Below are 25,017 nucleotides of genomic sequence, written 5' to 3'. Positions count from 1 at the left end.
GCACGAACTCCGTCCCCGCGTGGTCGTACCCGGGCACGCGGGTCAGCACCTCGCGCCGCACGTGGCGGGCGCGCCCCTCCATCGGGGCGAGCAGCAGCCGGGTCATCGTCGAAAACACCTTTTACATCAAAGCCGGGCGCGAAATGTACCGGAGAATCGCCCCCGGCAGAAGCCACCCGATGCCACCCGGCGTCCGGCGCGGTAAGATTCGCCCCCCCCAACGCCGCACGACCGCCCCCCCATCATGCGCCGCCCCACCTCCGCCTCCGGCGACACCCGCAACCTGCGCGACCTGCTGCTGCGCGCCCTGCCGGCGCTGCTGCTCGTCGCTGCCGCCTTCGTGCTGGCCTGGCAGTTCGTCAAACCGGCGCCCCCCAAGAAGATCGTCATCAGCACCGGCGTGGCCGGCGGCGCCTACCAGTATTTCGGCGAGCGCTACCGGGAGAAGTTTGCCCAGGAAGGCATCGAAGTCGAGCTTCGCCCCTCCAGCGGCGCGGTCGAGAACCTCCGCCGCCTCAAGACCGACGACGACGTGGACGTGGGCTTCGTCCAGGGCGGCATCGCCAACGAGCCCGAGTCCGACGATCTCGCCACCCTGGGCAGCATGTACCTCGAACCCGTGTGGGTGTTCCACCGGGGCGACGCCCGGTACGACCGCCTCTACCAGCTCCAGGGCCGGCGGATCGCCATCGGCGTGCAGGGCAGCGGCGCCCAGCTCTTCGCGCTGCAGCTGCTGGCCGCCAACGGCTTCGCCACCGACGACCCGAAGCTCCTCGCCATCGGCGGCATGGACGCCGTGGAGGCCCTGCGCCGCGGCGACGTCGACGCCTTCTTCGTGGTGGGCGCGCCCCAGGCCCCGGTGGTGGATGCCCTCCTCCACACCGACGACGTCAACCTGCTCAACTTCGCCCAGGCCGACGGCTACGTGCGCCACTTCCCCCATCTGGTCAAGGTGGTGCTGCCCCGGGGCGCCATCCAGATCCAGGCCGACAAGCCCGCCCGGGACACCCAACTACTGGCCGCCACCGCCAACCTCGTGGTGCGCGCCGACATCCACCCGGCCATCGTCACCCTGCTCCTCAAGCACGCCCGCGAGATCCACAGCCCGCCCGGCCTGCTCCAGGACGCCAACGCCTTCCCCACCCCCCGCGACCACGCCCTGCCGCTGCACCCCATGGCCCAGCGCTTCTACGACTCCGGCCCGCCGCTCTTGCAGCGCTACCTGCCCTTCTGGCTGGCGGTGCTCATCGACCGGCTGCTGGTGATGGTGCTGCCCTTCTTCGCGGTCGTCATCCCCCTCACCAAGATCGTCCCCGGCATCTACAACTGGCGGATGCGCTCGCGGGTGTACCGCTGGTATGGCGAACTCAAATACCTCGAAGCCGAGATCGACGCCCAGCCCGACGCCGCCCGCACCCCGGAAGCCCTCCAGGCTTTCAACCTGCGCCTCGACCGCATCGAGATGCGCGCCGCCCACCGCAAGCTGCCGCTTGCCTTCAGCAACGAGCTTTACACCCTGCGTGAACATATTGGCCTTGTCCGCCGCCGGCTGGCCCGACTCGCGGAAAGCGTCACGACAAGCCCCCCGTCATCGTCCTAGAGTGAGCGTGCCGGCCAGGCCCGGCACCGCAATCGCCGTTTCCCGCAGAGCCCCATCATGAGCCCCCACCTCGACCTCACCGCCCCCTACGCCCCGCTGGTCCGCCGCATCGAAACCGAAGGCAGCGTCGACGGCCAGATGCTGGTCATCGACCACTTCCTCAACCACCGCATCGAACCCGGCTTCATCTTCGAGCTGGCCCACGAGCTTGCCCGCCGGCTGTCCTTCTTCCAGCCCAACGTGATCCTCACCGCCGAAGCCAGCGGCATCGCCCCGGCGCTGATCGTCGCCCAGGCCCTGAGCGTGCCGATGGTGTACGCCAAGAAATACTCCACCGACGTGGAAGCCCCCTCCATCTGCCGCAGCATCCCCTCGCCCACCAAGGGCGCCGAGACGCGGCTGGCCATCTCCACCCGCTACATCCGCCCCGGCCAGCGGGTGGTGATCGTCGATGACTTCCTCGCCAACGGCCGCACCGCCGCCGCCCTCATCGAGATGGCCCGCGAAGCCGGCGCCGACGTACTGGGCGCGGGCTTCGTGGTGGAGAAGCGCTTCAAGCACGGCCGCGAACACATCGAAGCCCTGCACGTCCCCGTCTCCACCCTGGCCCAGGTAGAACGCCTGGAAAACAGCCAGGCCATCCTCGTCCAGCCGCGGGAGGAGTGAGCCTTCCGCCGGTGGCAGCTTGCTCGTCCGTTCGCGTTAGAATCGCCGTCGCCACACGCAACAGCCCCCCTCTTCGCCAGGACGCATCCCATGGATTTCGCCACCCAAAGAAAGTACTACAACCGTTGTCACTTCCTCGAATCCCTCGCCCCCAGTGACGAGCGCAATCTGGATATCGACGGGTATGGCACCGAGAAGGTGCGCGGCATCAACTGGGTCGAAAGGCTCGGGCGACGCATCGAGATGTCCGACCCTCCCGTCTTCATCCTGTTCACGGGGCTGCCCGGCTCCGGCAAGTCCACCGAACTTCGCCGACTGTCCGAACGACTGGCCGATCCCGACTGCGCCAACTTTCTACCGGTGCTGGTAGATGGCGAAAAAATGCTGGACCTCACCAATCCGGTCGATATCCCGGATGTGATCGCCGCGATCCTGTTCGCGGTCGAAGAGGCTGTGCTCAAAGCCGAGGGCAAGGACACCGACAAAGCCATGGGCGAAGGCTATTTCCAGCGCCTCTGGAACTGGCTGTGCCGCACCGATCTGGACCTTGGCAAGGGCGAACTCTCGATTCCGGGCGGCGCCAAGCTGGTGGCCGAAATGCGCACCCGCCCCAGCCTGCGCCGCAGGGTCAGGTCCATCATCTCAAGTCACCTGTCGTCCTTTCTCAGCGAAGCCCGCAACGAACTCGTGCTGCTTGAAGACCGCGCCAGGCAACTCGGCCGCTCGCGCCTCGTGGTCATTTTCGATTCCCTCGAGAAGCTCCGTGGAACCAGTGGAAACTGGGAGGAAGTGCTGGCCAGCGCGGAGCGCATCTTCGCCGGCGGCGCGCCTCATCTGCATCTGCCGGTGCATGTGCTCTACACCATTCCTACTGCACTGGTCAGCCGGCGCTTCGAGGATGTCAGCTTTCTCCCGATGATCAAGCTCGCCAACTTCGACGGCAGCCCCTTCGCGCCGGGCGTCACTGCGGCACGCGAACTCGTCCGCCGACGCATCCCGGACGACGTGCTGGCCGAAGTCCTGGGCCCCGATTGTGAAGCACGCATCGCCGAACTCATCCGCTGGTCGGGCGGCTACCCGCGGGAGATCGTCCGCCTGCTCCAGTCGGCCCTCGCCAATTCCCACCTTCCCCTCTCCGAGCCCGACTTCCAACGCATCTTCAACGAGCTGAAAGACGCCTACCGGATGATCGTCACCGCCGACGCTTTCGAGTGGCTGGCGCTGGTAGCAAAGGAGCGCAACTACACCGCGCTGAACGACGGTCACCGCCAGATCGCCGATCAGATGCTCCTCAACAACGCCGTGTTGCGCTACGTGAACGGCGAATCGTGGTTCAACCTCCACCCCGCGGTGGCCGAGATCCCGGGCGTCAAGACCGCCCTCGCCGCCCTCGCGGCGCCAGCCGCCGATCCTGATGTCCAGCAATAACGAAGCCGCGCTGCAGCGGCTGGCCAACGCCCTGGCGCTCGGCGACGGTTTTCAGTTCCACATCCTCGTCTGTCATTCGCCTCTTCAAGTCGGCCAAAGCCTGACGACACTCGCCGAAGCCATCCCCGCGCTCCGCGGCGGAAGCCTGATTACCCGACCGCTGCTGCCCGCCACCTTCTCTCCCGACAAGCCCCTCGACAGCGCGCTCACCGCCGCCGTCACCGAAGGGCTCTCCACCCTGCCCCCCCCGGCCGCCGACGAGCGGGTACTGGCTGTGCTCGACGCAAGCTTCGTCGCCGAAACGGAAATCCCCGCCTGGCGACAGCTCTTCCGGCGCCTCAACGAACAACGCAACGCCGTCGCCGATCAGGTAGACGCGGCGCTACTGCTCTGCCTGTCCCCAACCCTCGAACCGATCTTCGCCCACGAGGCACCGGATTTCTGGTCTATCCGCGGGGTGTCTGTGCGGCTGGAGGCGGAAGCGCAGCCCACCCTCCCATCGTCCCAATTCATCCAAGCCGCGCCGTCCGCCGAAATTAGTCTCGCGCCCCTCGCCTCCACCGCGGATGAGCTTCCTGCCCTCCGTCAGGCAGTGGAGGCGCTCCGTCAGCGGGCAAGCGCCAACCCGGACAATCTGGACATTAGGCACACGCTGGTCATCCAGCTAGGTCGATTGGGCGATGCAATGCATCGAAGTGGCTGCTCCTTGGATGCAGTGCAGGCCTATCTGGAGTCACGAGACATCCTTGAGCAACTGATCGCTGCCAAACCAGATATCGCGAGTCTCCACGCCAACCTCGCCGTCGCCTTCGAGCGTCTAGGCGAAGTCATGACCGCTCTTGGCCAGGGCGAGGACGCGCGCGAATACTTTCTCAAAGCCCTCGCCATCGGTGAGCGACTAGCTTTAGCCGAGCCGCAGCACACCAACTACCAACGTAATCTCTCAGTCGTCTACAACAAACTCGGCGACCTTATGACCTCCCTAGGCCACGCCTTCGAGGCTCATGAGTACTTTGAAAAAGCTCTCGATATTCGAGAGCAGCTCGCCCAGGTCGAACCCCAGCACTCCATTTATCAGCGAGACCTTTCTGTTTCATACAACAGGTTGGGCGCTTTAATGGTCGCCCTGGGCAAGAGCAATGAAGCAAGCGATTACATTGCCAAGGCCCTCGCCATCGCCCAACGACTCGCCCAGGCCGAACCCCAGCGCGCCGACTACCAGCGCGATCTGTCCGTCTCCTGCATCAAGCTCGGCGACCTCATGACCGCCCTCGGCAAGGGCGACGAGGCCCGCGACTACTTCCTCAAGGCCCTCGACATCGCCCAGCGGCTCGCCCAGGCCGAACCCCAGCGCGCCGACTATCAGCGCGACCTGTCCGTCTCCTACAACAAGCTCGGCGACCTCATGACCGCCCTCGGCAAGGGCGACGAGGCTCGCGATTACTTCCTCAAAGCCCTCGACATCGCCCAGCGGCTCGCCCAGGCCGAACCCCAGCGCGCCGACTACCAGCGCGATCTGATCGTCTCCCTCGTCCGCATCGCCCAGACGGACCCAGCCCACGCGGTCGAGCACCTGAGGCACGCCCTCGACATTGCGCGGGCACTCAAGACCAGGGGGCTGCTGGTCGAGGGGCTCGACGAGATGATTGCCGGGCTCCAGGCCATGCTGGCCCAGGCAGGCCCGGGCTGAGCAAGCGCCGGGCGATGCCCCGGCTTCAGCCCGCCTTCCTCAGCGGAACCTCACCCCCACCGTCGGGTTCCCCGGCAGCCCTTCGTATTTCGCCGTCACGGCCATCCCCGGCTTGGGCGGGAAGAGCTTGGTGAAGGAGCCCAGCGACAGCAGGTCGCCGCGCTTGAGGGGGATGCCGGCGCTGGCCAGATCGCGGGCCAGCCAGCTGGCGGCGGTGAGGGGGTTGCCCAGGATGGCGCTGCCCTTGCCGGTGTCGAGCACGGCGCCGGTGGCGTCGGTGAGGGTGACGGTCATGGTGGCGAAGGTGTCGGCGAGCCCGGGGCTGGGCTGGATCGGGGTGGCCTTGCCCAGCACACCGGCGCGGGCGCCCACGTTCACCATCGCCAGCATTGCGCCGCCCAGTTTGGAGGGGTCGGCCACCATCAGGTCGGGCAGCTCGATGAAGGGGGCGTAGCTTTTGAGCGCCTTGAGGGCGGCCAGGGGCGTGTCGGCCTTGGCAAGGGCGGCCGGGTCGGCCACCTCCACCACCAGATCGGCCTCGAACACCGGGCGGATGCCGTAATCCACGGCAAGCTCGGCGCCATCCCGCAGCAGCATGCCCTGGAACAGGGTGCCGCGCAGGGGCGCGTCGTGCTTGAAGCGCTGCTGTACCGCCAGGTTGGTGAGCCCGGCCTTGTAGCCCACCACCGGGCCGGAGATCTGGGCCAGATAGCGCACCACCTTGTCGCGGCCGCACAGGCCGTCGGCCACGCTCATCTCGCCGGCGGGGACGGGCACCGGCTGGCGGGCGACGATGGCGGCGGCCACGGCGGCAGCTTCAAGATCGGTGGGGCAGGCGGCGTGGGCAGCCAGGGGCAGGCCGGTCAGCGCAAGCAGCACCAGGGCAGGGATGGGGAAGACGGATTTCATGGCGTGGTTCTCCTGAGTGATGGAATGATGGAATGAGGGCCGCAACGCAGCCTGAGCGGCGCGATGCGAAGGTGCGCCGGGGTCGGAGCCCGGCCGCTCCGACCGGGATCTTTTTGCGCTGAGTTGGGGGCTTTTTGCTCCCGGTCGGATATTTTTTGCTCCCGGTCGGGAGCTAATTGGTTTCAGGCTGGAACAAATTGCTCCCGGTCGGGAGCAAAAAGGCCCCGGTTGAGCGCTTTTTGGTCCCGACCGGGAGAGAAAAGCGCCGGGGTGGGAGCAAAAAGATCCGGGTACGGGGCTTTTTGCTCCCGCCGGGAGCCCAGGGGCCCGAACCGCGTCAGCGCCCTGCCGGCAGCGGGTAGAACAGCTGCTCGTTGCCGATCTTGTAGGCGGCGATGGCGCGACGGCCTTCGGGCGAGGTGATCCACTGGATGAAGCGCTCGCCCGCGGCGCGCTTGACGTGGGGGTGCCGGGCCGGGTTCACCAGGATCGCGCCGTAGGGGTTGTAGAGCCTGGGGTCGCCCGCGTAGAGGATGGCCAGATCCTGGCGGTTCTTGAAGCTGGCCCAGGTGCCGCGGTCGGCCAGGGTGTAGGCGCCCATGCCGGCGGCCATGTTGAGGGTGGGCCCCATGCCGGCGCCGGCCTCCTTGTACCAGCCCTGCCCCTTGGGCTCCACGCCGGCGCTCTGCCAGAAGCGCAGCTCGGCCGCGTGGGTGCCGCTGCGGTCGCCGCGGGAGACCCAGCCGGCGCCCTTGCGGGCGATGCGCCCGAAGGCGTCCACGGCGTCCTTGGCGCCCTTCACGCCGGCCGCGTCGGCAGCGGGGCCCACCAGCACGAAGTCGTTGTACATCACGTCGCGGCGGTCCACGCCGTAGCCTTCGGCCACGAACTTGTCCTCGGCGGCCCGGTCGTGCACCAGCAGCACGTCCGCGTCGCCCCGCCGGCCCACGTCCAGGGCCTGGCCGGTGCCCAGCGCCACCACCTTGACGGCGATGCCCGACGTCTTCTCGAAGATCGGCAGGATGAAGTTGAACAGGCCGGATTGCTCGGTGGAGGTGGTGGAGGCCAGCACGATGGTCTCGCCGGCCTGGGCGGCGGAGGCCAGCGCGACAAGGCCCAGCAGCGTGGATTTGAGGAGCATCAGAAAGCCATGCGCCACGGTAGTTCTCCCTGGATGTAAAGCCGCGCGGCCTGGGATGCCGGGCGGGCAAAAAAACGTTGCACAGGCGCATGCTCGCACACTCTGCCCGCATCCATAAAGACAACATCATCGGCCAGCCGGGTGGCCTGACCGAGGTTGTGGGTGGTCATCAGGATGCGGGTGCCGTCGGTGCGGATCTCCCGCACGATGCGTTCGATGGCCTCGACCGCGCCGGGGTCGAGGCTGGCGGTGGGTTCGTCCAGCAGCAAAAGGCGCGGCCGTGTGACCCACGCGCGGGCCAGCGCCAGGCGCTGGCGCTCGCCGCCGGAGAGCCCGCGGGCGCTGTCTGCCGCCCGGTGGGCCAGGCCCACCCGCTCCAGCACGACGTGGGCGCGGCTGCGCCGCTCGGCGGCGGCCACACCCAGCGGGCGCAGGGCCAGCTCCACATTGCCCAGCAGCGAATCGCGCAACATCCTGGGCTGCTGAAACACCATCGCCACGCCGGCCGCCGGCCGCGGCCCGCCGCCCCAGTCGATGCGGCCGGATTCCGGCTCGATGAGCCCGCACAGGGCACGCAGGAAGACGCTCTTGCCCGCGCCGTTGGGCCCCAGCAGGATGGTGATGCCGTCGCCGCCCAGCTCGAGGGTGAGGCCGTCCAGCACGGCGCGGCCGGCCACATGCCAGCGCAGGTCGCTCACCTTCAGGGGAAACACGCCGCCCCCCTCATGCGTAACGCCGCATGGCCCACTGGCGCAAGGCGTAGGCCAGCCCGTTGAGCAGCAGGATGACCGCCAGCAGCACCATGCCCAGGGCCACCGCCAGGGGCAGGTCGCCCTTGCTAGTCTCCAGGGCGATGGCGGTGGTCATGGTGCGGGTGGAGCGGTCGATGTTGCCGCCGACGATCATCACCGCGCCCACCTCCGACATGGCCCGGCCCAGGCCCGCCAGCACCGCCACCAGCAACGAATGCCGGCAGTCGTAGAGGAGCACCCGCACCCGCCCGGCCCAGTCGAAGCCCATCGCGGTGAGTTCCTCCGCGTAGTCGCGCCAGGCGTCGTCCACCACCTGCCGGGCGATGGCGGCCATCAGCGGCACCACCAGCACGGTCTGGGCGATCACCATCGCGGTGGGGGAATAGAGCAACCCCAGGCTGCCCAGCGGCCCCGAGCGAGACAAGGCCAGATACACGACCACCCCCACCACCACCGACGGCAGGCCCATGCAGCCGTTGAGCACCACCACCAGCAGCTGCCGCCCGGGAAAGCGCCCCACCCCCAGGCAGGCGCCCAGGGGCAGGCCTATGAGCGTGCCCAGCAGCACCGCCAGCCCGCTCACCGCCAGCGACAAGGCGACGATCTCGGCCACCCGATGGTCGAAGCCGGCGAGCAGCGCGAAGGCGTCGGAGAACGCCGCGCCCAGGCCGCTCATCCGCCCCCCCGCTGCATGGCCCGGTCGAGATGGGCCAGCAGCGCCAGCCGGGCAGGCACATCCCCCGACAGAAAACGATAACGGGCCAGCAGCACTGGCAGGCGGAACTGCCCCAGGCGCCGCTCGGGGCGCTCGGTGACTTCGATGGAGAGCAGCGTGCCGGCAACGCTCACCCGCAGGTGGCCGGGCTGCGGCCGGGCGACGCCATCCGGCACCGCCAGCCGCAGCCCCCGTTCAAACTCGGCCACCGTCGCGCCGATCTCCCGCACAAAACCGTCCGGCGCGCTTACGTCTTCCGTCATCGGGCGGGTCAGCCTCCGGCAATCGGCGGCCAGATCGCTAGCTCGTCGCCCTCGGCCAGCACCTGCCCGGCCCGCGCCCCGGGCGCGATGTAGTGCCCATTGACCAGCACCAGATGGGCGCTCTTTTCGGGCACCCGGTACTGGGCGATGAGATCGCCCACCGTGGTGCCGGCCGGCACGTCCAGCGCCACGATGTTGCCCCGCCGCTCGGCGGGCAGGTAGTCCGCCAGGGACGCAAAAAGCTTGAAGACGACGCGCATGGGGGCTTTCAGGCGAAGGCGGCGGCGGCCTGCCGGCGAGCCACCGAGTCGGGCTGGGTGGCCGCCAGATAGGCCTCGAAGAAGCGCTGGGGCGACTCGAGCAGCACGTCCTTCCAGCGCCCCAGCCTGAGCTGGCCCTGGATCAGCCCGCGCAGGGCGCCCACGTGCTGGGTCATGCCGATGGAGGTGGCGCCGATCAGCACGTCCTCCTTGAACTGGAGGCTGAGGTAGCGATAGGCCGCCTCGTCCACCACCTCGACGCCCTGCCCGTCCGGCTCGCCCCACCACTGCCCGAAGGAGGTGGAGATGAGCCCCAGGGTGTCGAGCACGTTGATGGCCAGCACCCCGCGCATCCGCGCGTTGCCGCCGGCCATGTTGATGGCGGCGACGCGGGCCTGGTCGGCGGCGTTGGGCTGGATGGCCGACACCAGGTGGGCGCCGGTGAAGAGATCCGGCGCCTCGGCCACGTCGCCGGCGGCGAAGATGCCGGGCACCGAGGTCTCCATCCGTGCATCCACCAGCACGCCCTTGGCCACGTGCACCGGGGTGGCGTCGAGGAAGGCGGCGTTGGGCGCCACGCCCGCTGCCACGATCACCAGATCGCAGGCCAGCTTGTCGCCGGTGGAGAGGCTGACGGTGAGCGGCGCATCGCCGCCCGCGGCCCGGTCGATGCGCTCCACACCCGCCGACGTGACCACCCGGATGCCCTGCTTCTCGACCCAGCGCTTGATCATGCCGCCGGCCTGGGGCGTCATCATCCGCGGCACCATCCGGTCGCCCATCTCGACCACGGTGAGCTGCACGCCGCGCTTGGCCAGCGCCTCCATGATGATGCAGCCGATGAAGCCGGCGCCCAGCTGCAGCACCCGCGCGCCGGGTCTGGCCAGCGCGGCGATGGCCCGGGCGTCGGCGAGGGTCCAGCAGGTCTGCACCTCGGGCAGGTCGACGCCGGGGATCGGCGGGCGCACCGGGTGGGAGCCGGTCGCCACCAGCAGCCGGTCGTAGGTCTCAAAGTGGCCGTCGGCGAACAGCACGGTCTGCCGGGCCACGTCCAGCGCCACCGCGCGGCCGTTCAACTGGCGCACGCCCAGGGTGTCGAAGTGGCCCGGGGTCTTGCGCAGGTAGGTGCCGGATTCGTCGATGTTGCCCTCCAGCAGGTAGGGGATCGCCATCCGCGAATAGGGCGGCAGGCTCTCGCTGCCGACCATCACGATTTCGTCGCGGGGCGCAGCGCGACGCAGGGCCTCGGCGGCAACCACGCCGGCCGGGCCGTTGCCCAGGATCAGATGCTTCATCGGGAAGTCCTCATCTCGCAGGCACAACGACGCCGGCCGCAGCCGGCGTCGCGTGCGCGTGGATCGACAGGTGGGGTACTGCGGCCGTCCGGCCCTCAGAGGCCCAGGCGCGCCAGGGTCTCGGGCGTGGGCACGCCCTCCTGGGTCCAGCCCCGCACCTGGTAGTACTCCGGCAACATCTTGTCGATGCCATTCACCAGGCCCTTGGCGGGGCCGCTCTTGGCCGGCTCGGTCTTGAGGCGCGGTGGCAGGTCGTCGTCCTTGCGGGTGAGGCCGGCGGCGTTGTTGAACTGGCGCTCCATGTTCCAGATCCGCTCGCCCATCAGGTTGAGCTTGTCCATCGACCAGTCGCCCTCGCAGGCGGCCTCGATCTGCGGCTGCACGTCGGCCACCGTCCAGGCGAAGGACGTGAACACGCAGATGCCGGCCGAGTCGAACACCGCGGTGGCATCCTGGAAGGCCTTCACCAGCTCGGGCTTGCCCTCGGTGGTGAGCGGATCGGTCTTGACCGGGATGCCCAGCACTTCGGAGGCCACGGTGTAAGAGCGCAGGTGGCAGGCGCCGCGGTTGGAGGTGGCGTAGGTGAGGCCCATGCCCTGGATGCCGCGGGAGTCGTAGGCCGGGAACTCCTGGCCCTTCACGGTCATGGAGAGTTCCGGGTGGCCGTATCGGGTGCACAGGCGCTTCGAGCCCTCGCCGATCTCCTTGCCGAAGCCCTCGCCCCGGGCGGTCATCTCGGCCAGCCGGGCCAGCGCCTCGGCCGAACCGAAGGGCGCCTCGATGCCGATCTGCTCCTTGGTGAGCACGCCCATCTCGTAGAGTTCCATCACCGCGCCGATGGTGGCGCCGAAGGAGATCGGGTCCATGCCCTGCTCGTTGCACAGCAGGTTGGCGTACTGCAGGGCTTCCAGGTCGCCCACGCCGTTGGCGGCGCCCAGCGCCCAGGCAGCTTCGTATTCCAGGCCGCCGGAGGCGCCCCAGTATTCGGGCTTGTTCACCACCGTGAAGTGGCCCTTGTCGATCTCGGAGATGCGGCCGCAGGCGATGGTGCAGCCGAAGCAGGCCGCGTTGGTGACGAGGTGCGGCTTGTTGTCGCTGGGGCGCTTCTCGTGCATGGCCTCGGCGGAGATCTTGCCGGCGTCCTCGAACTGCACGTCCCGGTGGTTGCGGGTGGGCAGCGCGCCCATCTCGTTGATGACGTTCATCAGCACCTGGGTGCCGAACTTGGGCAGGCCCTGGCCGGTGACGGCGTTGTCGGCCAGCACCTTTTTCTTCTCGGCGGTGATCTTCATGAAGGCCTTCATGTCCTTCACGCCCGCCACGCCCTTGGTGCCGCGCAGCGCCACCGCCTTGAGGTTCTTCGAGCCCATCACCGCGCCCACGCCGGAACGCCCGGCCGCCCGGTGCAGATCGTTCACGATGCAGCCGAAGAGCACCTGGTTCTCGCCCGCCAGGCCGATGGACGAGACGCGGACCAGCGGGTCCTGCAGCTCGTGCTTGATGGTCTCCTCGGTGTGCCAGCAGCTGGTGCCCCACAGGTGGGAGGCGTCCTTCAGCTCGGCCTTGTCGTTCTCGAGGTAGAGGTAGACCGGCTTGGGCGAGCGGCCTTCGAAGATAATCATGTCCCAGCCCGCGAACTTCATCTCGGCGCCAAAGAAGCCGCCCGAGTTGGAACAGGCGATGGCCCCGGTGAGCGGGCCCTTGGTGACCACCGTGTAGCGCCCGCCGGTGGACGCCATCGTGCCGGTGAGCGGCCCGGTGGACATGATCATCTTGTTGTCGGGGGACAGCGGGTCGACCTTCGGGTCGACCTCGGAGACGAAATACTTGGTGGCGAGCCCGCGGGAGCCCAGGTAATCCTGAGCCCATTCCATGTTGAGGGGTTCGGCGGTGCAGGTGCCGGCGGTGAGGTTGACGCGCAGCAGCTTTCGGTTCCAGGCCATGGTTCTCTCCTTATTCGGTCACTGCGGTGTTGGCCTTGGCAGCCCAGGCACGCATCTTGTCGATCCCCGTCCAGTCGGCATCCACGTAGGTGATGGCGCCGGTCGGGCAGGCTGCGGCACAGGCGGGGTCGCCGCCGCACAGGTCGCACTTCTGGACCTTGCCGGTTTCCTGGTTGTAATTGACGGTGCCGAAGGGGCAGGCGATCGTGCACACCTTGCAGCCCACGCACACGTCGTCGAAGACCTGCTTGGCGCCCGTGGCCGCGTCGACGCGGATCGCATCGACCGGGCAGGCGTTGAGGCACCAGGCGTCCGAGCACTGGGTGCAGGTGTAGGGAACCTTGCGCCCTTCGGACTCGAAGTTGAAGACCTTGATGCGCGACCGGGAAGGATTGATCGCCCCAGTGTGCTCCACCGAGCATGCCATTTCACACTGAAGGCAGCCGGTGCACTTCTTGGGGTCGATGTGCAGCGATTTCCACATGGATGTCTCCTCGTTTTTATTGGCCCGCAGAACGCAGACCGGGGCTGCAGCGAAAGAAGCGGCGAGCACCGGCCCGCATACCGGCGCAGACTCACCGCCGGCCAGCATACCGACGTCGTCACGCGTGTCAATGCGCACCGCCGCAATGAATCCAGCCGTTCCGATTTGTGTTACTAATCCTGCCTGCCAACCGACCGCCAGGAGCCCAAGATGAGCATCGACGCAGGATGCGCCGCCCCCCGCCAGACACTCTCCGTCCCTGAAGCGCGCCGGATCATCCTCGATGCCGTGGCCCCGGTCGGCGGCCATGAATGGGTGGCGCTGCGCGCCTGCCTGGGCCGCCCCCTGGCGCGGGATGTGATTGCCCCGTGCAACGTGCCCGCCCACGACAACTCGGCGATGGACGGCTACGCGGTGCGCGCCGAAGACGCGGGCGCGGGCGAGACGCGGCTCACGGTGGTCGGCAGCGCCTTCGCCGGGCGCGGGTTCTCGGGCATGGTGGGCAAGGGCCAGGCGGTGCGGATCATGACCGGCGGCGTGATGCCGCTGGGCGCCGATAGCGTCGTGATACAGGAATCCGCTCACATCGACGAAAACAGTATCGTTTTCTCGGGGCCGGTGCGCGCCGGCCAGCACGTGCGGCGCGCCGGCGAGGATCTGACCGAGGGCGGCGTGGCGATTCCCCGCGGCAAGCGCATGGGCCCGGCCGAGCTGGGTCTGGCGGCCTCCCTGGGGCTGGCCGAGGTGGCGGTGGCCCGGCGCCTGCGCGTGGCCTTCTTCTCCACCGGCGACGAGCTGGCCAGCGTCGGCCGCCCCCTCGCCCCCGGCGAGGTGTACGACTCCAACCGCTACACCCTCCACGGCGCCCTCTCCCGCCTGGGCTGCGAGCTGATCGACATGGGCGTGGTGCCCGACCGGCCGGAGGCGCTGGAGGCGGCCTTCCTCACCGCCGCCGACAGCGCCGACGTGGTGCTCACCACCGGCGGCGTGTCGGTGGGCGAAGCCGACTTCATCCGGGCGCTGATGCAGCGCCTGGGCGAGGTGGGTTTCTGGAAGATCGACATCAAGCCCGGCCGGCCGATGGCCTTCGGGCGCGTCGGCAAGGCCTGGATGTTCGGGCTGCCCGGCAACCCGGTGGCGGTGATGGTGACCTTCTACCAGTTCGTGCTCGATGCCCTGCTCAAGCTCTCGGGGGTCGACCCGCTGCCCGAGCGGCCGCTGATGCCCGCCGTGTGCGTGGCGCCGGTGCGCAAGCTGTCGGGGCGCTGCGAGTTCCTGCGCGGCCGGCTGTTCGCCGAAGACGGGGTGTGGAAGGTGAAGCCGGCGTCGGCCCAGGGCTCGGGGGTGCTGCGTTCCCTCTCCGAGGCCAACTGCTTCATGGTGATCGACGCGCACCGCGGCGATGTGGCGGCCGGCGAGACGGTGCCGGTGCAGCTCTTCGAAGGGCTGATCTGAAGCCGCTCAGGGGTTGCGGCACGCCCCCACCCCGCGCACGCCCCGCCGGCCGCAGGGGGTGAGCGCGCCGGGCACCGGATGCGGCGTGCCGTCTGCGTCGATGTGGGCCAGCCGGGTGTGCCAGGCCACCAGCCCGCACTTGTCCAGCTCGATCTGCAGCAGCCAGCCTTGCCACGCCTCCGGCGCGTCGAAGCCGTCGAACACGAAGTTGCCCAGGCTGTAGGCGACGATGCCGTCGCGGTAGCGCTCGACCGGCTGGATCACGTGGGGATGGGCGCCCACCACCAGGGTTGCGCCGGCGTCGATCATCCGCCGGGCCAGCGTGCGCTGGCGGAGCGAGGGCGCCTCGTCGTACTCCAGGCCCCAGTGCATGAACGGGATCACCGCGTCGGCGCCGGCACGGCGGGCGGCACGGATGTCGGCGAGGATCTGCACGTCCTCGCCCCAGGCAACGCCGGGCACATCCACATCCGCCTCGAAGCGCCGCGGCCTGAACTCGTTGTAACCGAGCACCGCCACGCGCAGGCCCTTGTGCTCGATCCACCAGGGCGCGTGGGCCTCGGCCAGATTGCGCCCGCCGCCGATGCGGCCAATGCCGGCCGCGGCGAGCAGATCGAGGGTGTCGACGAAGGCCGTCTTGCCAAAATCGCCCGCGTGGTTGTTGGCCACCGACACGGCGTCGAAGCGCCCCTTGAGCACCGCCATCGCGCCCGGATCGGCGCGGAAGGTGTAGCGCTTGCTGGCGAGGGCCTGGCCCCGGGCCGACACGGCGCACTCCAGGTTGGCGATTCGCACATCGGCCTCGCCCAGCACCGCGGCAAAGGGCGCCAGCGGATCGCCACCCGCGGCGATCGCCCGCCCCGGGCCTTCGGCCAGCATCACGTCGCCGACGAAGGCAATGCGCAGCGGGTCGGCCAGCGCAGGCAGGGCGAGCAGCGCCAGGGCGGCGGCGCAGTATCGGAGGCGGGTCATCGGCGTGCCCCTCGGGTGCGCCCGGGCAGCGCCTCGCACCAGTAGGTGAGTTCGGCATCGCCGACCGGCTCGAAGACCCGCTGCAGGCCGGTGAAGCCGTGCGTGCGGCCACCGCCCGGCGGCCACGGGTAGCTGGCCTGCTGGATCATGGCCGGGCCGTCGGCGGTGGGGGTGTACACGGCGACGGTCACCCCGGCCTCGTCGGCGGGCCGGGTGCGCAACACCAGCCGGAACAGGAAATCCCGCTCGAAGGCGACCGGCGCCACGGTGTAGGGCTGGGCCGTCGGGCCTGCCGAGACGATCCGGCTGTCGCCGAAATACGCGGTGTGGCAATCCACCCGGGCCCCGGCGAGGGCCACGGCCGGCGCGAGGGCGAACATCGCCAGAAGTCTCTTCTTCATGGTGTCGAGTGCAAAAAAAGCCGACCGGCAGACCGGTCGGCTTTCGGGTTGGCCCAGGGCCGGATCAGGCGCCGAGGGCGGACTTGATCTGCTCCAGGGTGCTCGGGTCTTCGATGGTGGTCAGATCGCCCGGGTCACGGCCTTCGGCCAGGGCCTGGATCGAACGACGCAGCATCTTGCCGGAGCGGGTCTTGGGCAGGCCGGAGATGAAGTGCACGCGGGCCGGACGGGCGATGGCGCCGAGGCTGCCGTCCACGATCTTCATCACGTCCTTCTCGAGGGCGGCGACTTTCTCGGGGGTGTCGATGGTGGTCGGGTCCTTGACCACGGCGAAGGCCATCGGCATCTGGCCCTTGAGCTGGTCGGCCACACCCACCACCGCCACTTCGGCAATCGCCGGGTGGGACTGCACCGCTTCCTCGATCTCGCGGGTGCCGAGACGGTGACCGGCGACGTTGATCACATCGTCGGTACGGCCGAGGATCTTGTAGTAGCCGGCGTCGTCCTTGATGCCCCAGTCGAAGCTGGAGTAGACCAGCGGCTCCTTGAACAGCGTGAAGTAGGTGGATACGAAGCGCTTGTCGTCGCCCCACACGGTGGACAGGCAGCCCGGCGGCAGCGGCGGCACGACACCGACGATGCCCTTCTCGTTGGGGCCGCACTCGGAGCCGTCGTCGCGGAACAGGCGCACGTCGTAGCCATACACCGGGAAGCCCGGGGAGCCCAGCTGCACGTCGTGCTTCTCGACGCCCGGCATCAGCGACAGCATGGCCCAGCCGGTTTCGGTCTGCCAGTAGTGGTCGATGACCTGGATGCCCAGCTCGTCCATCATCCACTGGTGGGAGGTCTCGTCCATCGGCTCGCCGGCGCAGTAGAGGGCGCGCAGCTTGGAGAGGTCGTACTTCTTGAGGAAGGCCGGATCCTGCTTCTTGAGCACGCGGATGGCGGTGGGCGCGCTGAACATCACGGTGACTTCCTGCTCCTGGCAGATCTTCCACCAGATGCCGGCGTCGGGGCGCAGCGGCGTGCCTTCGTACATGACCGTGGCCATGCCGGCAATCAGCGGGCCGTAGATGATGTAGCTGTGGCCCACCACCCAGCCGATGTCGGAGGTGGAGAAGAAGGTCTCGCCCGCGTTGCCGCAGTAGATGTGCTTCATCGAGGCGGCCAGGGCCACCGCGTAGCCGCCGGTGTCGCGCTGCACGCCCTTGGGCTTGCCGGTGGTGCCGGAGGTGTAAAGGATGTAGCTGGGGTCGGAGGATTCGAGCCAGGTGACCGGCACGTTGGCGTCCAGGTTGGCGGCGCGCAGGGTGGCGTAGTCCACGTCGCGGCCTTCGACCACGGCCATGTCCTTGTCGAGGCCACGATTGACCATCAGCACCTTGGCGGGCTTGTGCTCGGCCAAGTTGATGGCTTCGTCCAGCAGGTGCTTGTAGGGCACCGGGCGGCCGCCGCGCATGCCGGCGTCGGCGGAGACGATCACGGTGGGCTTGGCATCGTCGATACGGGTGGCGAGCGAGTGGGAAGCGAAGCCGCCGAACACCACCGAGTGGATCGCGCCGATGCGGGCACAGGCCAGCATGGCGAAGCAGGCTTCGGCGATCATCGGCATGTAGATCAGGACGCGGTCGCCCTTCTTGACGCCGAGGCTCTGGTAGATGGCCGCCATGCGCATGACTTCGGTGCGCAGCTCGGAGAAGGAGTAGGTCTTCTCTTCGTCGGTTTCGGTGGAGATGTAGACCAGCGCCTTGCGGTCGGGGTGGCTTTCCGCGTGACGGTCGACGGCGTTGTAGCAGAGGTTGGTCTCGCCGCCCGGGAACCACTTGACGAACGGCGGGTTGGAGTAGTCGTAGATCTGCGCGGGCTGCGTGTTCCAGTGGATCAGCTGGGCTTGCTCGCCCCAGAAGCCGTTGCGGTCTTCGATGGAGCGCTTGTGAAATTCCTTGTATGAAGCCATGGGTTCCTCCCCCAAGTAAAGTCCGAACAAGGGCAGCGCTGGCGGTACGTCATGGCGCCCGCTCAGTCGTTTTGGTGCGCTGCCGTTTCCAGGCCGGCTTGTGCGACGCGTGCGAGGGTGGCAAGCGGCAGGCCGGACGGGTGCTCGGATTCTATCAATTCCAGCAGGGGAAGGAGGGTTCGGATGGCATCCGGGAGTTTTCGGCGCAGGCCGACGTCCGGCCCGGCGGTGGAGAGCTGCTGCAGAAGCTGGTCGATGCTCACCGGCGGCGGCGCGGGCGGTGCGATCGACTCGGGGGTCACCTCGCCATCCTCGCCGATCACCCGGTTGCCGCCGGCCGCCTGCCCGATGGCGAGCCGCTCGACGGCGATGCCGATGAGGTGGCTCACGGTCTGCGCCAGCTGGGGGTCGGCCGCCGCGATGCCCATCGTCAGGCGGATGCGGATGCGCTCCTCCCGGTAGGTCATCACGATGTGCTCGATGGCGCCGCGCAGGCGCATCGCGAAGCCGCAGGCGCCGGCCATGTCGGTGCTGGGCGAGACCACCGCGAAGCGCGCCGGGGCCAGCTCGGCCACGGTGTCTTCCTTGCGCAGCTTGGTGGCCATGATCTTCGACAGCTTGCGGTTGACCAGCTGGGCCACGTGGGCCCCGTAGCGGGTGACCAGGGCGTCGAACTGGTCGATCTCGATCACCATCACCGTCAGCGCGCCATGCCGGCGCTGGGCCAGGGAGAGTTCCTGGGAGGCGTGGTAATGCAGGTACGACTGGGTGGCGAGCCCGGAGGCGGGGTCGACCGGACTGGCGGAAGCCAGCGCGGCGCGGCTCTCCTCCAGATCGCGCTGGGTGCGGGCGAGCTGTGTGAGCGCCTCGAGGCGGGCCAGCAGCTCGATGTTGCCGATGCTCTTGGAGATGAAGTCGGTGGCGCCGGCGCTCTTGGCTTTGACGCGCACATCCGGCTCGTCGTCGCCGGAGATGACCACCACCGGCAGGGTGTTGATGCGCGACAGGCGCGAGGAGCGGATGCGCTCCAGCAGCCCGTAGCCGTCCAGGTTCGGCATCCCGATGTCGGTGATCACCGCCTGGATGGTCGGGTCGACCAGCAGCGTGCGCCAGCCGGCCTCCCCGTCCGCTTCCTCGCGTACATCGAAGCGGTCCCGCACGTGCCGGATGATCGAGGCTCTGACCATCCGGGAGTCGTCAATGATCAGAACGCGCGGCAGGGCCTGATCGGTTGAATCGTTCATGCTGGGGACTCGCTGTTGGGGATTTCACCCCTTAACGGCAATCACCGTGCGCCCCTTGACCTTCCCGGCGATGAAGTCGTTAAAAACGCCCGGAAGCTCGGCAAACGGCACCGTGCGGGTCATGGCGGCCAGGTGACGCGGCTTGAGATCGCCGGCCAGACGCTGCCACACGCGGGTGCGGGTCGGCTCGCCCATGTAGCCGGAATCCACCCCCAGCAGGCTCACGCCGCGCAGGATGAACGGGAACACGGTGGTGTCGAGCTTGATGCTCTGGGCGTTGCCGATGCTGGCCACGGTGCCGGCCTGTTTCATGGTGGAGAGCACCCAGGCGAGGATGTCGCCGCCCACGTTATCGACGGCGCCGGCCCACAGGCCCACGTCCAGCGGACGGGTCTTGGCGGGGTCGATGGTGTCGCGCAGCTTGATCTCGGCGGCGCCCAGATCCTTCAGGTAGGCCTCTTCGTGGGCCTTGCCGGTGAGGGCCACCACGTGATAACCAAGGCCCGCCAGCATGTCGATGGCGAGGCCGCCCACGCCGCCGCTGGCGCCGGTGACGATCACCGGGCCGTTGGCGGGCGCGAGGCCGTTGTCCTCCATCCGCACGATGCCCAGCGCGGCGGTGAAGCCTGCAGTGCCCAGGGCCATCGCGTCGAACAGCGACAGGCCGTCCGGCAGCGGCACCACCCAGCCGGCCGGCACGCGGGCGTACTGGGCGTAACCGCCGTGGTGGGCCACGCCGATGTCGTAGCTGGTGGCGATCACCGCGTCGCCCGGCTTGAAGCGCGGGTCGGCGCTCTCGACCACCGTCCCGCTCATGTCGATACCGCCCACGCACGGGAAGCGCCGGATGATCTTGCCGGCGCCGGTGGCGGCCAGCGCATCCTTGTAATTGACGCTGGAGTAGGCCACCTCGATGAGCACCTCGCCGGCATCGAGCTGGTCGACGCTGAGGGGCTCCATCGCGGCGAGCACCTTGCGGTTCTCGTCCTGCCGCAGAACAAAAGCCTGGAAGGGGTTAGGGACGCTGGACATGGTTTTGCTCTCCTCATGAACGGGATGCGCACGGGCACCCCTTTTTGTGTTGGTCGGCCGATTATAGCCTTGGCCGCCGGCACGCCCACCGGCGTATCGGCCCCTGCACTCAATCCCGCAGCCGCCCTGCCGTAAATGAGGTCATCGCCCGCCGGAGCACGACCATGGCCCTGATCCACCAGCCCCTCGACACCATCGACAGCTACACCGCATTCTTCAGCCAATCCCCCCTGCCGGTGCTCAAGCACACGGTGAAGGAGCTGCAGACGATGCGCGAGCAGGAAGACAGCATCAACGGGCGGACGGTGGCGGCGCTGGTGCTCTCCGACCCGATGATGACGCTGAAGGTGCTGATCCACATCGAGGCCAACCGGCGTGCCCGGCAGAACCACGACATCACCACCATCGAGCGGGCGATCATGATGATGGGCATCTCACCCTTCCTGCGGGATTTTGCCGACCAGCCCACCATCGAAGGCCAGATCGCCCAGCACCCCAAAGCCTTGGTGGGGGTGCTGCGGGTCATCAGCCGCGCCCGCCGGGCCGCCCGTTACGCCCGCGACTGGGCAATCGTGCGCCATGATCTGGATGTGGATGAGGTGACCGTGGCGGCGCTGCTGTCGGAGGTGACCGAGATCCTGTGCTGGTGCTTCGCCCCAACCCTCACCCAGCAGGTGTATGAACTCCAGCGCGTCGACCGCGGGCTGCGCTCGGCGGTGGCCCAGCGCTCGGTGTTCAACTTCTCGGCGAAGGAGCTGCAGCTGGCCCTGGTGCGTTACTGGCACCTGCCCGAACTGCTGGTGTCGATGATGGACGAGCGCTACATCGACAACGCCCGGGTGCGCACCGTGCAGCTGGCCAACAGCCTGGCCCGCCACACCGCCCAGGGCTGGGACAACCCGGCGATCCCCGACGACCTGTCGGCCATCGAGAAGTTGATCCACATCGGGCGCGACAACCTGCTGGCCCGGCTGCAGGTGCCCCACGAGGCCATCGAGCCGCTGCTGGCGGCCGGTGGCAACGCCGAAGGCGCCCTTCCTACCGCCTGAGCGCCCGGCTCACTTGCCCGCCGAACGGGCCTCGAGTTCTTCCCAGCGCAGCATCGCCGCCTCGATCTCGCCCTCCAGCGCCTGCAGGCGAGCGTTGAGTTGCGGCACCTCCTGGGGCGCATCCCGGTAGATGGCCGGGTCGTTGAGCCGGGCCTGGATGCCGCCCTGCTCGTCCTCCAGCGCCGCAATGCGATCCGGCAGCGACTCCAGCTCACGCTGTTCCTTCCAGCTCAGCTTGGCCGGCTTGTTGCCGGCAGCCGGCGCGGGCGCAGCTTCCTTCTTCGGCGCAGCGGGCTTGGGTGTCGCGGCTGGCGCGGCGGCCTAGCTGGTCTTGCGCACCCGCAGCCAATCCTCGTAACCGCCGGCGTATTCCTTCCAGCGGCCATCGCCTTCGGCGGCGATCACCTGGGTCACCACGTTGTCCAGGAAGGCCCGGTCGTGGCTCACCAGAAAAACCGTGCCGTCGTACTGGGCCAGCAAGTCTTCGAGGAGATCGAGGGTTTCGATGTCCAGGTCGTTGGTCGGCTCGTCGAGCACCAGCACGTTGGCCGGCCGGGCGAACAGCCGGGCCAGCAGCAGCCGGTTGCGCTCCCCGCCCGACAGCGACTTGACCGGCGAGCGGGCGCGCTGGGGCGAGAACAGGAAATCCCCCAGGTAGCCGATGATGTGAGTGCGGTGACCGGCGATCTCCACGTAGTCCGAGCCCGGGCTGATGACCTCGGTGAGCGGCGCTTCGGGGTCGAGCTGCTCGCGCAGCTGGTCGAAGTAGGCCACCGTCTGGCGGGTGCCGCGGCGGACGCGGCCGTCGTCCGGTTCCAGCCCACCGAGGATGAGCTTGAGCAGGGTCGTCTTGCCGGCGCCATTGGGGCCGATCAGGCCAATCCGGTCGCCCCGCAGGATGCGCGTCGAGAAGTCGCGGACGATTGCCCGGTCGCCAAAGCGCTTGTTGACGTTCTCCAGCTCGGCCACCATCTGGCCGCTGCCTTCGCCCCGGTCCAGCGCCAGCTTCACCGTTCCCAGCCGGTCGCGCCGCGCGCCGCGCTCCCGGCGCAGGGCCTCCAGCCGGCGCACCCGGCCCTCGTTGCGGGTCCGCCGCGCCTCCACGCCCTTGCGGATCCACACCTCCTCCTGGGCCAGCAGCTTGTCGAAGCGGGCGTTGGCCTTCTCCTCGGCGTCCAGCTGTTCGGCCTTGCGGGCCAGGTAGTCGGCAAAGCGGCCGGGGTAGCTGGACAGGATGCCCCGGTCCAACTCCACGATGCGCGTCGCCACGTGATCGAGGAAGACCCGGTCGTGGGTGATGACCACCACCGCCCCGGCAAAGTCGCGGATCAGCTCTTCAAGCCACAGGATGCCGTCGATGTCCAGGTGGTTGGTGGGTTCGTCCAGCAGCAACATCTCGGGCTCGCCCACCAGCGCGCGGGCCAGCGCCACGCGCTTGATGCCGCCGCCCGACAGGCTGCCCACCGCCGCCTCGCCCGACAGTTTGAGCTGCCCCAGCACCTGCTCGACCCGCTGCTCCAGGCGCCAGGCCTGGGCGTCTTCAATGCGATGCTGCAAGTCTTCGAGCCGGGCCAGCGCGGCCTCGCTGGCATCCTCGGCCACCGCCAGGGTTGCCGCGTGGTAATCCACCAGCAGCTGGGCCACGTCGCCCAGGCCGTCGGCCACCGTGGCGAACACGCTGCGCTCCAGCGGAAAATCCGCCTCCTGGGGCACATAGGCCACCCGCGCCCCAGGCTGACGCCACAGCCGCCCGTCGTCCAGCGTCGCCTGACCGGCGAGCGCCTTCAGCAGGCTCGACTTGCCGCTGCCGTTGCGACCGATCAGCGCCACCCGCTCGCCGGGATCGAGCTGAAAGGACGCCTTGTCGAGCAGGGCGACATGGCCGAAGGCAAGGCAGGCATCGTCGAGAGTAATCAGCGGCATGGCGGTGTGAAGGGGCGGGAAAAGGAAAGCAGCGGATTCTACCCCGCCCACCGCCCGCCAACCGCGCTCCCGACACCCCGTGATGCGCGCTGCGACAACTTCACCGCGGTCATCGGGCCCGACCGGGAAGCAATGCAGCCGGTACGCCGCGATACCGCCGGGCGCGAGCCTTACCTGGTCTCGATCATCCGGGTCTCCAGCACACCCTTCCGGCCCTCTTCCTCGCCCACGAGGTGAAGCTTGCTGCGCGCGAAGAGGATGCCCATCTTGACCTCCTGCCACACGTAATAGAGCGCACCTGGGCGGGTATCCACCTCGAGGGTAGCCGTATCTTCGGCGGAAGACGTGATGACGTGCTTGCCGGGAGCAACTTCCTTGTAGAGATAGGTCTTGGCGACGGTTTGCCCGACGTCCTTCCCGTCGATGGCAACGTCCATCTTGACGGCGCTACCGATGAGCTCGTTGCGATAAACATAGAGCCCGGCCTTGTCGGCGGGAGCGACGAAGGTCTTGGCTGCGGCGTCGCGCTGCGGGTCGACCATCGCGACGGACGCACAACCCGACAGCACCCCCACGCCCATCAACAATCCGATCAGTGCCTTTCGCATTCCTTGCTCCTCTGTTTGCGCTGCATAAGTGGATTTCAAATGTACCGCAAATAGCGCGGGGCAATCGTCCGGGGCCGGCCGAAGCCACCTTGGGCAAGCCCCGAAGGTACATGGCAGCGGCTCTGCTCCGCCGGTAACGCTGGCCTGCCGCGCGGGACGAAGGCGGTGGCGACGACGCCCGATCGATCCATCAAACGCCCGCCCGATTCCTGCAGAATCGAACTTCTTCAGCTGCGGACCTGTGTCACGCAGCCTCGCAAAGCGTGTTGACTAACGGCAGCGCCATATGTTTAATACGAATTGTTCTCATTTGCTTTAATATTACCGTGAAGACCCCTGACGATATGGCCGCAGCACCGCACGCTCCAGAGGCACCACGGGTCCAGGTCGGACAGCTCGAGACGCCGATCCGCAGCAAAGACCTGTTCGACGACCGTAACTGTGTCTTCATCGAACATGAAGGCATGATTTATGCGTTACGTACCACACGCGCCGGCAAACTGATTCTCACCAAATGATCTTCACGACTCCTCTGCGCCCACCCATGCCATCGGCCTCACCCACCTCACCGCGCCCGTCGCCCCTGAAAATCGCGCTGTGGCTGGCGCTCGGGCTGGCGGGCGGCTTCGGCGGAGTCCATCTGGTGCTGCAGCTCTACCCGATCCACTGACCGCTCCGCTCGCCCACGAAACACTGGAGGAAACTGGACAATGTACGTTTGTGTTTGTCGCGCAGTCACGGAAAAGCACATCGAATCCGCCGTCGTTGGCGGCGCCCGCCGGCTCCGCGACCTGCGCGCGGAACTGGGGGTGACCGAAGACTGCGGGCGCTGCGCCCAATGCGCCAAGCAGTGCCTTCACGCAGCCCTCGACCAGCACGCGCCCGGCACCGCCACACGCCCACCCCACCGCCCCATCCTGATCCAGGAAGCCGCCTGACACGCACGCGCCCTGCCAGCCCGGAACACATGAAGGCATGGCGTTTTCCGGGCTTGCCGGGATAGAATGCCGCCCTCCTCTCTCCGTAGTTCAATGGATAGAACGGGCGCCTCCTAAGCGCCAGATACAGGTTCGATTCCTGTCGGGGGGACCAGACCCGGCAAGGCCCTCCTCGTGAGGGCCTTGTTCTTTTCGTGGCGCGCTCCGCGTCTCAGGCTCGATTGTCGGGTAACGGCTGTCCCGTCCTGCTATAGCTTGACAGCCTTCGGCGTGCCGTTTCGCCGATCAGCTT

At 68.2% G+C, this 25,017-nt stretch carries 24 protein-coding genes, 1 tRNA gene and 1 pseudogene; 10 read left to right on the top strand and 16 right to left on the bottom strand.

The window, feature by feature from the left end; translation table 11 throughout:
• The first annotated feature begins 244 nt into the window (after window positions 1-244).
• The 4 genes from ACE3N6_RS15040 (at window position 245) to ACE3N6_RS15025 (ending at window position 5,384) form a co-directional block, all read left to right on the top strand.
• The gene (locus tag ACE3N6_RS15040; RefSeq protein WP_374246594.1) at window positions 245-1,600 is read left to right on the top strand and encodes a TAXI family TRAP transporter solute-binding subunit; all 1,356 of its coding nucleotides are present in this window, start codon (window positions 245-247) and stop codon (window positions 1,598-1,600) included.
• A gap of 57 nt (window positions 1,601-1,657) precedes the next feature.
• Window positions 1,658-2,266 (top strand): xanthine phosphoribosyltransferase, encoded by a 609-nt coding sequence (gene xpt, locus ACE3N6_RS15035; RefSeq protein ID WP_374246593.1) that lies wholly within the window; start codon window positions 1,658-1,660, stop codon window positions 2,264-2,266.
• Window positions 2,267-2,356: 90 nt separating this feature from the next.
• Window positions 2,357-3,694, top strand: coding sequence for a hypothetical protein (locus ACE3N6_RS15030; protein WP_374246592.1), 1,338 nt, complete (start codon window positions 2,357-2,359; stop codon window positions 3,692-3,694).
• Window positions 3,681-5,384, top strand: a complete 1,704-nt coding sequence (locus ACE3N6_RS15025) for a tetratricopeptide repeat protein (RefSeq protein WP_374246591.1) — start codon at window positions 3,681-3,683, stop codon at window positions 5,382-5,384. Before ACE3N6_RS15030 ends, ACE3N6_RS15025 begins: the two co-directional genes overlap by 14 nt.
• A gap of 39 nt (window positions 5,385-5,423) precedes the next feature.
• Here ACE3N6_RS15025 and ACE3N6_RS15020 read toward each other — a convergent pair whose 3' ends face one another.
• The 9 genes from ACE3N6_RS15020 to ACE3N6_RS14980 form a co-directional block, all read right to left on the bottom strand.
• Window positions 5,424-6,293, bottom strand: a complete 870-nt coding sequence (locus ACE3N6_RS15020) for a 2-keto-4-pentenoate hydratase (protein WP_374246590.1) — start codon at window positions 6,291-6,293, stop codon at window positions 5,424-5,426.
• Window positions 6,294-6,630: 337 nt separating this feature from the next.
• A complete protein-coding gene (locus tag ACE3N6_RS15015) occupies window positions 6,631-7,434 on the bottom strand; it encodes a substrate-binding domain-containing protein (protein WP_374246595.1) in 804 nt (267 codons plus the stop codon).
• Window positions 7,434-8,147 carry a phosphate ABC transporter ATP-binding protein gene (locus ACE3N6_RS15010; RefSeq protein ID WP_374246589.1) on the bottom strand — a complete coding sequence of 238 codons (714 nt, stop codon included), beginning with the start codon at window positions 8,145-8,147 and terminating at the stop codon, window positions 7,434-7,436. Before ACE3N6_RS15010 ends, ACE3N6_RS15015 begins: the two co-directional genes overlap by 1 nt.
• Window positions 8,148-8,157: 10 nt before the next feature.
• The gene (locus ACE3N6_RS15005; RefSeq protein WP_374246588.1) at window positions 8,158-8,862 is read right to left on the bottom strand and encodes an ABC transporter permease; all 705 of its coding nucleotides are present in this window, start codon (window positions 8,860-8,862) and stop codon (window positions 8,158-8,160) included.
• The gene (locus ACE3N6_RS15000; RefSeq protein WP_374246587.1) at window positions 8,859-9,164 is read right to left on the bottom strand and encodes a hypothetical protein; all 306 of its coding nucleotides are present in this window, start codon (window positions 9,162-9,164) and stop codon (window positions 8,859-8,861) included. Before ACE3N6_RS15000 ends, ACE3N6_RS15005 begins: the two co-directional genes overlap by 4 nt.
• Window positions 9,165-9,172: 8 nt before the next feature.
• Complete coding sequence (locus tag ACE3N6_RS14995) at window positions 9,173-9,424, bottom strand: MoaD/ThiS family protein (RefSeq protein WP_374246586.1); 252 nt, start codon at window positions 9,422-9,424, stop codon at window positions 9,173-9,175.
• 8 nt (window positions 9,425-9,432) lie between these two features.
• Window positions 9,433-10,719 carry an NAD(P)/FAD-dependent oxidoreductase gene (locus tag ACE3N6_RS14990; protein WP_374246585.1) on the bottom strand — a complete coding sequence of 429 codons (1,287 nt, stop codon included), beginning with the start codon at window positions 10,717-10,719 and terminating at the stop codon, window positions 9,433-9,435.
• A 95-nt stretch (window positions 10,720-10,814) separates the two neighbouring features.
• Window positions 10,815-12,662: an aldehyde ferredoxin oxidoreductase family protein gene (locus ACE3N6_RS14985; protein ID WP_374246584.1), complete on the bottom strand. Its 1,848-nt coding sequence runs from the start codon at window positions 12,660-12,662 to the stop codon at window positions 10,815-10,817.
• Between the two features lie 10 nt (window positions 12,663-12,672).
• On the bottom strand, window positions 12,673-13,146 hold the full coding sequence (locus ACE3N6_RS14980) for a 4Fe-4S dicluster domain-containing protein (RefSeq protein ID WP_374246583.1): 474 nt from the start codon (window positions 13,144-13,146) through the stop codon (window positions 12,673-12,675).
• A 210-nt stretch (window positions 13,147-13,356) separates the two neighbouring features.
• On the opposite strand from ACE3N6_RS14980, the gene glp reads away from it, so the two are divergent.
• On the top strand, window positions 13,357-14,601 hold the full coding sequence (gene glp, locus ACE3N6_RS14975; protein WP_374246582.1) for a gephyrin-like molybdotransferase Glp: 1,245 nt from the start codon (window positions 13,357-13,359) through the stop codon (window positions 14,599-14,601).
• A 6-nt stretch (window positions 14,602-14,607) separates the two neighbouring features.
• On the opposite strand, the gene ACE3N6_RS14970 is transcribed toward glp, so the two are convergent.
• The 5 genes from ACE3N6_RS14970 to ACE3N6_RS14950 all read right to left on the bottom strand — a co-directional run bounded on the left by ACE3N6_RS14970 (window position 14,608) and on the right by ACE3N6_RS14950 (window position 20,207).
• Window positions 14,608-15,573, bottom strand: a complete 966-nt coding sequence (locus ACE3N6_RS14970; RefSeq protein ID WP_374246581.1) for a CapA family protein — start codon at window positions 15,571-15,573, stop codon at window positions 14,608-14,610.
• Window positions 15,570-15,974: a hypothetical protein gene (locus ACE3N6_RS14965; protein WP_374246580.1), complete on the bottom strand. Its 405-nt coding sequence runs from the start codon at window positions 15,972-15,974 to the stop codon at window positions 15,570-15,572. Before ACE3N6_RS14965 ends, ACE3N6_RS14970 begins: the two co-directional genes overlap by 4 nt.
• A gap of 64 nt (window positions 15,975-16,038) precedes the next feature.
• Window positions 16,039-17,931: a propionate--CoA ligase gene (locus ACE3N6_RS14960; protein WP_374246579.1), complete on the bottom strand. Its 1,893-nt coding sequence runs from the start codon at window positions 17,929-17,931 to the stop codon at window positions 16,039-16,041.
• A 62-nt stretch (window positions 17,932-17,993) separates the two neighbouring features.
• On the bottom strand, window positions 17,994-19,175 hold the full coding sequence (locus ACE3N6_RS14955; RefSeq protein WP_374246578.1) for a response regulator: 1,182 nt from the start codon (window positions 19,173-19,175) through the stop codon (window positions 17,994-17,996).
• 24 nt (window positions 19,176-19,199) lie between these two features.
• Window positions 19,200-20,207 carry an oxidoreductase gene (locus ACE3N6_RS14950; protein ID WP_374246577.1) on the bottom strand — a complete coding sequence of 336 codons (1,008 nt, stop codon included), beginning with the start codon at window positions 20,205-20,207 and terminating at the stop codon, window positions 19,200-19,202.
• Between the two features lie 164 nt (window positions 20,208-20,371).
• Here ACE3N6_RS14950 and ACE3N6_RS14945 point away from each other — a divergent pair, with 164 nt between their 5' ends.
• Entirely contained in the window at window positions 20,372-21,256 is an 885-nt protein-coding gene (locus ACE3N6_RS14945) for an HDOD domain-containing protein (RefSeq protein WP_374246576.1), read from the top strand.
• A gap of 9 nt (window positions 21,257-21,265) precedes the next feature.
• Here the strand turns inward: ACE3N6_RS14945 and ACE3N6_RS14940 are convergent.
• Together ACE3N6_RS14940 and ACE3N6_RS14935 are read right to left on the bottom strand one after the other, a co-directional pair.
• Window positions 21,266-23,179 (bottom strand): annotated as a pseudogene (locus tag ACE3N6_RS14940) (ATP-binding cassette domain-containing protein).
• Window positions 23,180-23,349: 170 nt separating this feature from the next.
• Complete coding sequence (locus tag ACE3N6_RS14935) at window positions 23,350-23,787, bottom strand: DUF2846 domain-containing protein (RefSeq protein ID WP_374246575.1); 438 nt, start codon at window positions 23,785-23,787, stop codon at window positions 23,350-23,352.
• A 326-nt stretch (window positions 23,788-24,113) separates the two neighbouring features.
• Here ACE3N6_RS14935 and hemP point away from each other — a divergent pair, with 326 nt between their 5' ends.
• The 4 genes from hemP to ACE3N6_RS14915 all read left to right on the top strand — a co-directional run bounded on the left by hemP (window position 24,114) and on the right by ACE3N6_RS14915 (window position 24,879).
• Complete coding sequence (hemP, locus tag ACE3N6_RS14930; protein WP_374246574.1) at window positions 24,114-24,305, top strand: hemin uptake protein HemP; 192 nt, start codon at window positions 24,114-24,116, stop codon at window positions 24,303-24,305.
• Between the two features lie 26 nt (window positions 24,306-24,331).
• Window positions 24,332-24,457 carry a hypothetical protein gene (locus tag ACE3N6_RS14925; protein WP_374246573.1) on the top strand — a complete coding sequence of 42 codons (126 nt, stop codon included), beginning with the start codon at window positions 24,332-24,334 and terminating at the stop codon, window positions 24,455-24,457.
• A gap of 40 nt (window positions 24,458-24,497) precedes the next feature.
• A complete protein-coding gene (locus ACE3N6_RS14920) occupies window positions 24,498-24,725 on the top strand; it encodes a (2Fe-2S)-binding protein (RefSeq protein WP_374246572.1) in 228 nt (75 codons plus the stop codon).
• A gap of 79 nt (window positions 24,726-24,804) precedes the next feature.
• Window positions 24,805-24,879 (top strand) — tRNA-Arg (locus ACE3N6_RS14915).
• The last annotated feature ends 138 nt before the right edge of the window (window positions 24,880-25,017 follow it).

This window comes from Zoogloea sp. (assembly GCF_041904905.1).
GTDB lineage: Bacteria > Pseudomonadota > Gammaproteobacteria > Burkholderiales > Rhodocyclaceae > Zoogloea.
Note: the sequence above shows the minus strand (reverse complement) of the source record. Positions and strands in the feature narration are given on the sequence as shown.

Coding starts and splice junctions, on each gene's coding strand:
- ACE3N6_RS15040 (WP_374246594.1), top strand. CDS start 245: ATGCGCCGCCCCACCTCCGCCTCCGGCGACACCCGCAACCTGCGCGAC.
- xpt (WP_374246593.1), top strand. CDS start 1,658: ATGAGCCCCCACCTCGACCTCACCGCCCCCTACGCCCCGCTGGTCCGC.
- ACE3N6_RS15030 (WP_374246592.1), top strand. CDS start 2,357: ATGGATTTCGCCACCCAAAGAAAGTACTACAACCGTTGTCACTTCCTC.
- ACE3N6_RS15025 (WP_374246591.1), top strand. CDS start 3,681: ATGTCCAGCAATAACGAAGCCGCGCTGCAGCGGCTGGCCAACGCCCTG.
- ACE3N6_RS15020 (WP_374246590.1), bottom strand. CDS start 6,293: ATGAAATCCGTCTTCCCCATCCCTGCCCTGGTGCTGCTTGCGCTGACC.
- ACE3N6_RS15015 (WP_374246595.1), bottom strand. CDS start 7,434: ATGCTCCTCAAATCCACGCTGCTGGGCCTTGTCGCGCTGGCCTCCGCC.
- ACE3N6_RS15005 (WP_374246588.1), bottom strand. CDS start 8,862: ATGAGCGGCCTGGGCGCGGCGTTCTCCGACGCCTTCGCGCTGCTCGCC.
- ACE3N6_RS15000 (WP_374246587.1), bottom strand. CDS start 9,164: ATGACGGAAGACGTAAGCGCGCCGGACGGTTTTGTGCGGGAGATCGGC.
- ACE3N6_RS14995 (WP_374246586.1), bottom strand. CDS start 9,424: ATGCGCGTCGTCTTCAAGCTTTTTGCGTCCCTGGCGGACTACCTGCCC.
- ACE3N6_RS14990 (WP_374246585.1), bottom strand. CDS start 10,719: ATGAAGCATCTGATCCTGGGCAACGGCCCGGCCGGCGTGGTTGCCGCC.
- ACE3N6_RS14985 (WP_374246584.1), bottom strand. CDS start 12,662: ATGGCCTGGAACCGAAAGCTGCTGCGCGTCAACCTCACCGCCGGCACC.
- ACE3N6_RS14980 (WP_374246583.1), bottom strand. CDS start 13,146: ATGTGGAAATCGCTGCACATCGACCCCAAGAAGTGCACCGGCTGCCTT.
- glp (WP_374246582.1), top strand. CDS start 13,357: ATGAGCATCGACGCAGGATGCGCCGCCCCCCGCCAGACACTCTCCGTC.
- ACE3N6_RS14970 (WP_374246581.1), bottom strand. CDS start 15,573: ATGACCCGCCTCCGATACTGCGCCGCCGCCCTGGCGCTGCTCGCCCTG.
- ACE3N6_RS14965 (WP_374246580.1), bottom strand. CDS start 15,974: ATGAAGAAGAGACTTCTGGCGATGTTCGCCCTCGCGCCGGCCGTGGCC.
- ACE3N6_RS14960 (WP_374246579.1), bottom strand. CDS start 17,931: ATGGCTTCATACAAGGAATTTCACAAGCGCTCCATCGAAGACCGCAAC.
- ACE3N6_RS14955 (WP_374246578.1), bottom strand. CDS start 19,175: ATGAACGATTCAACCGATCAGGCCCTGCCGCGCGTTCTGATCATTGAC.
- ACE3N6_RS14950 (WP_374246577.1), bottom strand. CDS start 20,207: ATGTCCAGCGTCCCTAACCCCTTCCAGGCTTTTGTTCTGCGGCAGGAC.
- ACE3N6_RS14945 (WP_374246576.1), top strand. CDS start 20,372: ATGGCCCTGATCCACCAGCCCCTCGACACCATCGACAGCTACACCGCA.
- ACE3N6_RS14935 (WP_374246575.1), bottom strand. CDS start 23,787: ATGCGAAAGGCACTGATCGGATTGTTGATGGGCGTGGGGGTGCTGTCG.
- ACE3N6_RS14925 (WP_374246573.1), top strand. CDS start 24,332: ATGCCATCGGCCTCACCCACCTCACCGCGCCCGTCGCCCCTGAAAATC.
- ACE3N6_RS14920 (WP_374246572.1), top strand. CDS start 24,498: ATGTACGTTTGTGTTTGTCGCGCAGTCACGGAAAAGCACATCGAATCC.